A 9987-nucleotide genomic window follows, 5' to 3' on the forward strand; every position below is an offset into this window, starting at 1 on the left:
CCTTACACTTTGGTCACTGGGGCAAATTTAGCAAGCACCCTTTTCACACCTGTCGGAGCAGAGAAGGCAATATCGAGCTCCATGGAATCCCCTTCGCCTTGAACTCGGACTACGGTGCCTTCTCCCCATTTCTTATGCGACACCTTGTCACCAGATTTCCAGTCCAAGCTGCCTGCTCCTGCACCAGCCTTCTGATTCATGGTTGTCGCTTTTCGTTTCGGCTGTGCTTTCGCTTTACTGTTAAAGCCACCACCATTGAAACCACTAGGCGCTGGATCTTGAAAGCCACCGAAAGAAGAGGATGGGGCTGCTTCTTTCCCTTCCATTAGATCTTCTGGAATTTCTCCAATGAAACGACTGATTGGATTCATATTCGTTTTACCAAATAGTGTGCGCATTTTTGCATGAGTTAAATACAATTGTTGCTCTGCTCTTGTAATTCCTACGTATGCAAGGCGTCGTTCCTCTTCCATTTCCTCTTCATCCATGATGGACCGACTGTGCGGAAAGACGTTCTCCTCCAAGCCAATGAGGAATACAACTGGGAACTCCAGCCCTTTGGCAGAGTGTAAGGTCATGAGGGTTACTTTATCATCGGCAAACGGGTCGTCATCCGCCTGATCGATATCCGCGATTAAGGCAAGGTCTGTTAAGAAGGCAATCAAGCTCTTATCTTCACTTGTTTCCTCAAAATTCTTCGTTACGGACATAAACTCATTAATGTTCTCTAATCGACTTTGGGATTCAAGACTTTTATCATTCTTCAGCATCTCTTCATAGCCTGTCTGATGGAGGACGTCCTCGACAAGGTCTGTAGCTGATAAATAATCCTGCTGCTGTGTCCAGTTTCTAATAAGCTGACCAAATTGCTTCAAGGCGGCTGTTGCCTTTTTACTCAAGCCGACGAATTCCACTTCACCAACAGCTTGGTACATGGAAATATCGTGTCTCGCTGCATACATTTGCAAATTCTCAAGAGATGTCTTACCTATGCCGCGCTTCGGCATATTGACTACACGAGAAAAGCTAATATCATCATGGGGATTAGAAATTAGTCGCAGATACGCAAGCAGATCTTTAATTTCCTTACGATCGTAGAACTTCGTGCCGCCGATGATTTGATATGGGATGTTGGCTTTGACAAACGTCTCCTCAATCGTACGAGACTGGGCGTTCGTACGATATAAAATTGCTACATCTTTATACTTATGTTCCCTGCCGCGTACGATATCTTCAATTTTATTCGTAATAAACAACGCTTCATCTCGTTCTGTCGGCGCTTCGTAATATTTGATTTTGTTACCATCATCATTATCTGTCCATAGATTTTTCGGCTTTCGGCCGGAGTTGTTTTGAATCACTTCGTTCGCAGCATTCAAAATACTCTTTGTAGAACGGTAGTTTTGCTCTAGCATGATGGTGGTGGAGCTTGGATAGTCCTTTTCAAAGTTGAGGATGTTCTGGATATCCGCCCCTCGCCAAGCATAGATAGACTGATCGGAGTCTCCAACGACGCAAAGGTTCTGATAGCGATTCGCCATTAGCTTCACAAGCTGATATTGCGCATGGTTCGTATCCTGATACTCGTCCACGTGGATGTATTGGAAACGGCGCTGATAATACTCCAACACCTCTGGAACACGATCAAACAGCGTTAACGTCTGCATAATTAGGTCATCAAAATCGAGAGATTGGTTTTTACGCAGCGTCTTCTCATATTCTTCATAAACCTTCGCTGTTTGCTGCTCATAAAAATTGCCTACTGTTTTGCCAAAGTCTTCGGCTGTTTTCAATTCGTTCTTTGCACCACTAATAGCCCCTAGCATTGCACGAGGGTCATACTGTTTTGGGTCAAGATTTTGATCCTTTAGGATTTGCTTGATGACAGAAAGTTGATCAGAGGAATCTAATATTGAGAAGTTGCGGTCGATTCCGATACGGTCAATGTCGCGACGAAGAATACGGACACACATCGAGTGGAAGGTCGAAATCCACATATCGTTTGCTTCTGGTCCGACAATATCTGCGACACGATCCTTCATCTCACGTGCAGCTTTATTAGTAAACGTAATCGCTAATACGTTACGCGGCGATACATCCTTCTCTCCTAGTAAATAGGCGATACGGTGCGTTAGGACACGGGTCTTCCCACTTCCAGCACCAGCCATAATCAACAATGGTCCATCGGTTTTCTTAACAGCCTGCTGCTGTTCTTTATTTAAACCTTTTAATAAATCGTCTGCTATTGGGCTCAAGAAAAGACACCTTCCTTTTTAAGTTGTTTCTTTTATCGCTTTCACTGTTTTCAGCGCAGCTTTTTTATTGTCATAAATAATGTTGCCTACGACGATGACATCTGCGTACGATTTCATTTCCTTCGCCTGCTCCATCGTCTCGATGCCTCCCCCATAAAAGAGAAGCGTGTTGTGCAGGGCTCGTCCGACTTTCTCTACTAACGCCGGGTCGCCATACATTCCGCTATATTCCAGATAAAAAATAGGAAGCTTAAACATGTTCTCAGCCATTTGCGCATAGGCAAGGACAGCTTCCTCATTCGGCATTTCACATTCCGTTTTCTGATAGGCCTTGGAATCGGGGTTCAAAATACAATACCCCTCCAGCATAATTTCATCCCAATCCATCATTTCGCCATATTCCTCTACAGCCTTATGATGAAGACCCATGACCCACTTTTTGTCCGTACTGTTTAATACAGTCGGTACGAAATAGTAATCATAGCCTGGTGTGACCGATTCGAGATTGGACATCTCTAATATAACAGGTACGGTAAAGCGACGGATACGAGCAAGTAAGGATAGCACTTGGTCAATCGTCACTCCATCTGTGCCGCCGACAATAACAGCGTCGGTGCCAGATTCGCATATATCTTCTAAATCTTTGTCGGAAATTTCCTTATTGGGGTCCAGTTTAAATACATGTTCCCATTGGTTCATATCGTACATGATGTGAGCCTCCGTTTTACGTTATCCATCTGTACATTATACCAAAAACCACACCGTTACATGAACGGGAAGTTATTTGTTTTTTAGGCTGGACTTGTGAATGAAATTTCGCTATGCTACTATTAATAAGCAAACGCATTAATATCATATGATGACGGAACGATAGTACTTATTCTCCTCTGCAGAAGCGATTCGGGGACGGTGGAAGCCCGAAGTATGAGATAAGGAAACGGCATTCCCGAATATGTACGTATATAAAGTGGATGCCTCTATTGTGCATCAATCAGGGTGGAACCGCGGGTAAACTCTCGTCCCTGGGCTTAGTCCCAGGTACGGGAGTTTTTTCTATTCTCACAGCCATATCAGGGAGCTAAGTAAGTATTGTTCATTTCTAGTTTATACCCTTTAAAGGAGGAAATTCGTATGTCGAGCAGTATGGAGCATTTAGTATCACACGCGAAGCATCGCGGCTTTATTTTTCAAGGGTCCGAAATTTACGGAGGTCTTGCGAACACATGGGATTACGGTCCACTAGGCGTAGAGCTAAAAAATAACTTAAAACGGGCATGGTGGCAAAAGTTCATTCAGGAGAATCCGATGAATGTTGGGCTAGACGCAGCGATTCTTATGAACCCGAAAACTTGGGAAGCATCTGGTCACCTTGGTAACTTCAACGATCCTATGATTGATTGTAAAGAATGTAAATCACGACACCGTGCTGACAAGCTTATTGAGAACAAGCTGGAAGCAGATGGCAAGGAAATGGTTGTCGATGGCCTTCCATTTGAAGAAATGGCACGTCTAATTGGAGAACACGATATCGTATGCCCAACATGTGGGGAAAAGAACTTTACAGGCATTCGTCAGTTTAACCTGATGTTCAAAACCCAGCAAGGTGTAACAGAAGGTGCAACGGATGACATCTATCTTCGTCCAGAGACAGCTCAAGGAATCTTCGTGAACTTTAAAAATGTACAGCGCTCTATGCGTAAGAAGCTTCCATTTGGTATTGGCCAGATCGGCAAGAGCTTCCGTAATGAAATCACTCCAGGTAATTTCATTTTCCGAACGCGCGAATTCGAGCAAATGGAAATGGAATTCTTCTGTAAGCCTGGCGAGGAGCTGGAATGGTATGATTACTGGAAAAACTTCTGCCACAAATGGTTAACCTCCCTTGGCGTAGCAGATGAGAACCTTCGTCTCCGTGAACACGGGGAAGACGAATTGTCCCACTATAGTAATGCAACAACTGATATAGAATATAAGTTCCCGATGGGCTGGGGCGAGCTGTGGGGTATTGCATCCCGTACGGACTTTGATTTAACCCAGCACGCCAATCATTCTGGCGAGGACTTCCAATATATCGATCAGGAAAACAACGAGCGCTACATTCCATACGTAATCGAGCCAGCTCTTGGCGCAGACCGTCTGGCACTAGCATTCCTTGCTGATGCATACAAGGAAGAAGCACTAGAGGACGGAACTTCTCGAACCGTAATGAACTTCCATCCAGCAGTAGCACCATATAAGGCAGCCGTTTTCCCACTATCGAAAAAGCTCGGCGATCAAGCGAAGGAAGTATTCGCAGAACTAAGTAAGCATTTCATGGTTGATTACGATGATGCTGGCTCGATCGGTAAACGGTACCGCCGTCACGATGAGATTGGCACACCATTCTGTATCACGTACGACTTCGATTCTCAGGAGGATGGTCAGGTTACCGTTCGCGACCGTGACACAATGGAGCAAACGCGCATGTCTATCTCAGATTTACGTAGCTTTTTAGAAGAAAAAATGTCCTATTAAGAAATATGGAGAGCCTATGGCCAGTGCCGTAGGCTTTTTTGATGGGGAGAGTGGAGCTCTCAAGCATTTATGGGCGGATATTTTGATTTATAGGCGGATTTCAAAATTTATGGGCGAATTTTTATTTTTATGAGCGTATTGGCGTGTTTTATGAGCGAATTTCTTTTTTTATGGGCGGTGCCCTGATTCGGGGTGCGAGCACTATACTTAAAAAAAGCTCCCTACCAATTTGGTAGAGAGCTTCTCTATTATTCCTCTTCCTTAATACGGTCTAGCGCCATAACATAGGCATCATTTCCATAGTTCAAGCAACGCTTCACCCGGGAGATGGTTGCTGTGGAGGCGCCTGTGTCCTCTTCAATCTTATGATACGTATGGCCATCCCGAAGCATACGAGCAACTTCAAGACGCTGGGCTAGTGACTGGACCTCATTCATCGTTGCTAAGTCGTCAAAAAACTCATAGCACTCTTCTACTGTTTCGAGGGAAAGAATTGCTTGGAATAGCTGATCTAGTTCTTTTCCACGTAATTTATCAATTTGCATGTGTGACACTCCTTTACCTATTGCGCGCTTATCGATACGGATTGGTTTATTCCTGGATTCTCCGGCACTATATTTACCCATGTTTTACCGGGTACGAACCCTGTCGGCTCTCCATCCTGATATGGAACGATGCGCCCTTCTTTATTTCTCCATTGCACCTCTTGAACCTGACCTTGTTGAATGAGGTACCCATTACCGCCGGATTCCAAATCAACAGCTCTTCGTCCTGCACCGTCTATCACCTTATGATTAGCCTCGACGATGAAGACATTCTCTAGCAGCATCGGCTCGTTCGTTTCATAATCAACTGTTTGTACTCCATCATTCCATCGCGTGTACTGCCCTGTACCCTCATTAAATTGATACTCTACTATCTCCTGTGGTGTAGAGGAATACGTGATGCGTACTGTCGCAGCTGAATCTCCCTTTATAGCTTTCACATCTTCCTCGTTAAGAAAAGGGAGCGAATCGTGATTCATCCTTGTGGATATACCTTTGGATGTGGCCGTATCCTCTATCCCATCCCACTGTAAATAGGAATTGTGAGGAGGGCTTCTAAAGTTTACTCGTTGAAATAATGTACCGTTGTTATCATAGTAAGTACCATTTAGATGGTCAATCCATCCATTCATTTGATTTTCAATATGCGTCGCCGCTCCGTGATACACGAACAGTGCCTCATGAGATTGGGCTAACTTCACATAGTATTCTCTTGCGCTTCGGACAGGCCCGATAACATCAGGCTGTTCACTATGAAAAAGAGCTAAAAAGCGTGTAATAGATCCTTCTGCTAATACTTCATATACCACATCGGCCTTCGTTAATCCCGTTTGTGGTCTTGCTGAACTGTGGTTATTAACCATCACAGCTATTACTCGTTGATTCACTGGTTTATCTGTTCGTTTACCCGTTAGCGGAAACACATTATATCCAGCAGAGGCTTCATCCTGGTTCTGCTCCGTGCCCTCGCCCTCTTCTTGGGACGTATTCTCCGTTACATCCGCCCCGTCATTTGATTCTATTTGAACCTGCTCGTCCTGAGAGGAGCAGGCAGCGAGGACCATCAGTAAAAGAAAAAACAACCATAGGAGTCGCTTACTCATGTATTCCATTCCCCTCTAGTGTACCTGTTTCTTTAACTTATTTACATTTTACCGCATTATTGCAGGAAAGAGTACCTCTTTCTTTTTCACATCCATAATTCCCTTCGGAGTGATGCGAATAAACGGCAAGTGCGTGGAGGATAAGAATAACAGCGTGTACACAGGATCCCCAAATGGGAAGCCATGCTCCTCCACAATACGCTGGTATTCCTTCGCCTTCTCTATTAATGATTCCATTGGCATGTCAGACATCATGCCTTGAATAGGTAATGGCAATTCATAAATGATGTGTCCGTGATGGCTTAATACAATACCCCCACCTATTTCCTTCATCCTTTCAAAAGCGAGTCGCATATCTTCTTTATTTTTACCGATAACGATGATGTCGCCCGTATTGGAATACGAGCTGACTAGCCCGCCGAGGGAGGTGGTAAATCCCTTGAGTAGAGAATTCACTTTCCATTCTCCGTCACGGTCCATCAGCATTAAGAAGGCTTCATCCTCGGCATTCACTTCATTGCCGGACAACTCCGTCTGTATAGGATATGGCTTTAAAATAACATCATTCACCATTTCAAGACCGAGTGGCAAGGAGAATTGGAGGTCCTTATCCGTCAATTCCCAATCGAGCTGAAGGGGGCCTAATTCATGCTTTTGCCAGTCAAATTCATCCCCAACCTGCTTATTTTCGCCCCGATCCTTTACCCATTTTCCTTTCGCTAATACGGAGACGGGGGTCGGTTGATCTTTGGCATCGAGGAAGTTAATGTGAGCTACCCGTCCAGGTCCAATTGACCCTATTCGGTGCTCCATCCCGAAATGCTTGGCTACATTGTAAGAGCTCATACAATACGCTTCTACCTCAGGAATTCCTTGTTCTAAAGCAATGGAAATACACGTATCTATCATACCTTGCTCATAAAAGGATGGTGTGGATCCGTCCGTTGTAAACATCAGCCTATCGTACACCTCTACACCTATTTCCTTCATTTCCTGAACCAGCTTCGGTAAATCAGGACGGATGGAGGAATAACGAAGCGCAACAGTGTACCCTAAGCGTAGACGGTCCCACACTTCCTTTCCGTTCATGGCCTCGTGGTCTCCGTCTGTTCCCAGCAGCTTCATTTTAGTCAAGGTCCTCTCTGAAGCGCCTGGGAAATGTCCTTCAACGGGTTTTCGGCTCCGCTTCGCTTCCTGCATCCAATGAAGAACATGGTCATCATCCTTCAGCACACTGGGCCAGCAGGTCAGCTCTCCTCCCTGCAGCACTGCATCGTGATTCAGCCAATCCATAACCTGTCGATCAGATAACAATGCATCCTTTTCCTGCAGAGCTGATTGGGAGTCAAAACGGCTCCACCAGTAAAGTGATACTGGTAGGTCATTTAAATCCTCCATTAAAGAAAACGCTTTCTTTGTTTCCAATAAAAAAAGCAACACTAAGTTGTCATTAATTAATGTGGTTGTTCCTGTCTGCGATGCATATTGCGCTAAACGATGGGGATTATATAACTGGAATGGGTGGGAATGAGGCTCAATGTAGCCCGGCACTAAATACCGTTCAGAGCAATCCACGTATTCAATTGCATTGTTTTCTTCAGGAAGCTCCTCCCCGACATAGATGATCCGATCATCATAAATCCAAATGTGGGCTTCCATCCAGCGTTTCATATATACGTTCAAGTAAGTAGCATTCATTAGCACAATGGTTGGTGTGATATGGCCGTCCATGACAGAGACATGCTCGCGCAACTGTCGGTTTCGCCATCTGTAACGGTGTTCGTTCATCATCTCGTCCCCCATAGCTTTTTTTCTATTTTAACACAATGCTCAAGTTTACTGCATTAACGTTTTGAAGGGAATGTGAAAAAATGGTACGTCCAAACATCGGCATTATTAACGCAATGATACGGATTACGGTCGGTTTGACCATGCTGTCCTACACTACAGCAAGATTGATACGTAAACCATGGCGTCAGAACAGCCTATTTATGGCTATGATTGGAGCTATGAAGGTAGCAGAAGGCATCGTACGCTACTGCCCAGTTACCGCTTTAATGGAAGGTAGGCAAGAAAAACGGAATCAGAAGGAACAGGAGAGCTTCTTTAATCCGTCGTAAACTAAGTGTATGTAGCTGACCGACGCACGATAAGTTTCAAGCAAAACAAAAAGCCCAGCATGGACTGGGCTTTATCATTAAAGGAGGTTTAGTGGATGAACATTATGGAATATTTAACGGACATGACCTTCGTCATAGCTACCATTATTGGAAGTATCGTCGCGATTCTTTTTATTTATATTCAGAAGAGGAAGAAGACGTAATGGCTTTTCGCCCGATATCCTTCCGGTAGAAGAAATCCGCTCCTATCTCGGCTTGATCGTAAACAGCATAGATGGATGCAAGGGCTTTTTCAAGGGTGCTCCCTATAGCACCAACGAGCAGCACTCTCCCCCCACTGGAAACGAGCTGCTCCTCGCGTTGGCTTACACCGGCAAAGATAGTAAATGTCTTCTCCTCGCTTTCCAATCGAGGTAGAATCATTCCCTTCTCATACGAACCAGGATACCCCGCGGAAGCAAGGACAACTCCTGCACACCAGCCATCCTTCCATTGCAGCTGAGGATCGTTTCCTCTTACTACATCCTGCATTACCTGAAGCAAATCGTTCTCTAATAAGGGAAGAATGGCTTGTGTTTCAGGGTCCCCAAAGCGCGCATTGAATTCAATTACTTTAGGGCCTTCTACTGTTTGAATACACCCTGCATATAAGACTCCTACAAAAGAACGTCCTTCCTTGACTAATGCTTTGGCAGTCGGTTGTACGATAGAAGAAACAGCGGTTTGGATTACATCCTCTGTTAAAAACGGCACCGGAGCGTACGCACCCATACCACCAGTATTTGGACCTTCATCATTATCATAAGCTCGCTTATGATCCTGAGCTGGCAGCATAGGGTACACCCTCCCTCCATTTACAAAAGCCATAAGAGAGAACTCTTCTCCTTCTAAATATTGCTCTACGACCACCCGATGCCCTGCATCACCGAATTGGTCACCCTCCATCATCCGGTCAATAGCTTGAAAGGCATCTTCCTTCGTCATGGCAACGGTCACTCCTTTACCAGCAGCTAACCCATCTGCTTTGACGACAATCGGCACTCCTTGTGCAAGAACATATTCCTTTGCCTCCTCTGAACTAGTACATGTTTTGTAAGAAGCAGTAGGAATGTTATATTGCTCCATTAATTCCTTAGCAAACGCTTTGCTTCCTTCTATGAGCGCAGCAGCTTTTGTAGGTCCGAAAATGGCAAGACCAGCCTCCTGAAATAGGTCGACTACTCCTTCTAATAATGGAACCTCAGGACCCACTACTGTAAAGTCTATACTATTCCTTTTAGCAAACTCCACCAGCTTGACACCATCAGTAGCGGAGATAGCCACTGTCGCAACCTCCATGCCGCTATTACCAGGGGCAGCGTAGAGGTTGGTAATAAGAGGACTTTCTTTTAGCGCCATTACAATACTATGCTCTCGGCCGCCTTCGCCAATGACCAAAACGTTCATCCAA

Annotated in this window: 9 protein-coding genes; 3 read left to right on the forward strand and 6 right to left on the reverse strand. The window is 44.9% G+C overall.

The features are described from left to right. Positions 1-2 precede the first annotated feature (2 nt). Together pcrA and pcrB are read right to left on the reverse strand one after the other, a co-directional pair. On the reverse strand, positions 3-2255 hold the full coding sequence (gene pcrA / locus ACFFGV_RS08655; protein ID WP_377346767.1) for a DNA helicase PcrA: 2253 nt from the start codon (positions 2253-2255) through the stop codon (positions 3-5). 18 nt (positions 2256-2273) lie between these two features. Then, on the reverse strand, positions 2274-2963 hold the full coding sequence (gene pcrB / locus ACFFGV_RS08660) for a heptaprenylglyceryl phosphate synthase (RefSeq protein WP_377346770.1): 690 nt from the start codon (positions 2961-2963) through the stop codon (positions 2274-2276). Between the two features lie 423 nt (positions 2964-3386). Between pcrB and ACFFGV_RS08665 the strand changes: the two genes are divergently transcribed. Then, a complete protein-coding gene (locus tag ACFFGV_RS08665; RefSeq protein WP_377346772.1) occupies positions 3387-4769 on the forward strand; it encodes a glycine--tRNA ligase in 1383 nt (460 codons plus the stop codon). 248 nt (positions 4770-5017) lie between these two features. Here ACFFGV_RS08665 and ACFFGV_RS08670 read toward each other — a convergent pair whose 3' ends face one another. From ACFFGV_RS08670 to ACFFGV_RS08680, 3 genes are read right to left on the reverse strand one after another with little or no spacing between them, the layout of a single operon-like run. Continuing rightward, a complete protein-coding gene (locus ACFFGV_RS08670) occupies positions 5018-5314 on the reverse strand; it encodes a YerC/YecD family TrpR-related protein (protein WP_377346775.1) in 297 nt (98 codons plus the stop codon). A 17-nt stretch (positions 5315-5331) separates the two neighbouring features. Then, complete coding sequence (locus ACFFGV_RS08675; RefSeq protein ID WP_377346778.1) at positions 5332-6417, reverse strand: DUF3048 domain-containing protein; 1086 nt, start codon at positions 6415-6417, stop codon at positions 5332-5334. A 48-nt stretch (positions 6418-6465) separates the two neighbouring features. Next, positions 6466-8208 (reverse strand): adenine deaminase C-terminal domain-containing protein, encoded by a 1743-nt coding sequence (locus ACFFGV_RS08680; RefSeq protein WP_377346780.1) that lies wholly within the window; start codon positions 8206-8208, stop codon positions 6466-6468. Between the two features lie 80 nt (positions 8209-8288). On the opposite strand from ACFFGV_RS08680, the gene ACFFGV_RS08685 reads away from it, so the two are divergent. Beyond that, the gene (locus ACFFGV_RS08685) at positions 8289-8537 is read left to right on the forward strand and encodes a YgaP family membrane protein (RefSeq protein WP_377346782.1); all 249 of its coding nucleotides are present in this window, start codon (positions 8289-8291) and stop codon (positions 8535-8537) included. A gap of 95 nt (positions 8538-8632) precedes the next feature. Next, complete coding sequence (locus ACFFGV_RS08690) at positions 8633-8740, forward strand: EYxxD motif small membrane protein (RefSeq protein WP_377346784.1); 108 nt, start codon at positions 8633-8635, stop codon at positions 8738-8740. Here the strand turns inward: ACFFGV_RS08690 and purD are convergent. Beyond that, positions 8709-9983 carry a phosphoribosylamine--glycine ligase gene (gene purD, locus ACFFGV_RS08695; RefSeq protein ID WP_377346786.1) on the reverse strand — a complete coding sequence of 425 codons (1275 nt, stop codon included), beginning with the start codon at positions 9981-9983 and terminating at the stop codon, positions 8709-8711. The genes ACFFGV_RS08690 and purD overlap by 32 nt on opposite strands. Between the last annotated feature and the right edge of the window lie 4 nt (positions 9984-9987).

It is taken from the genome of Pontibacillus salicampi (assembly GCF_042434395.1).
Lineage (GTDB): Bacteria > Bacillota > Bacilli > Bacillales > BH030062 > Pontibacillus > Pontibacillus salicampi.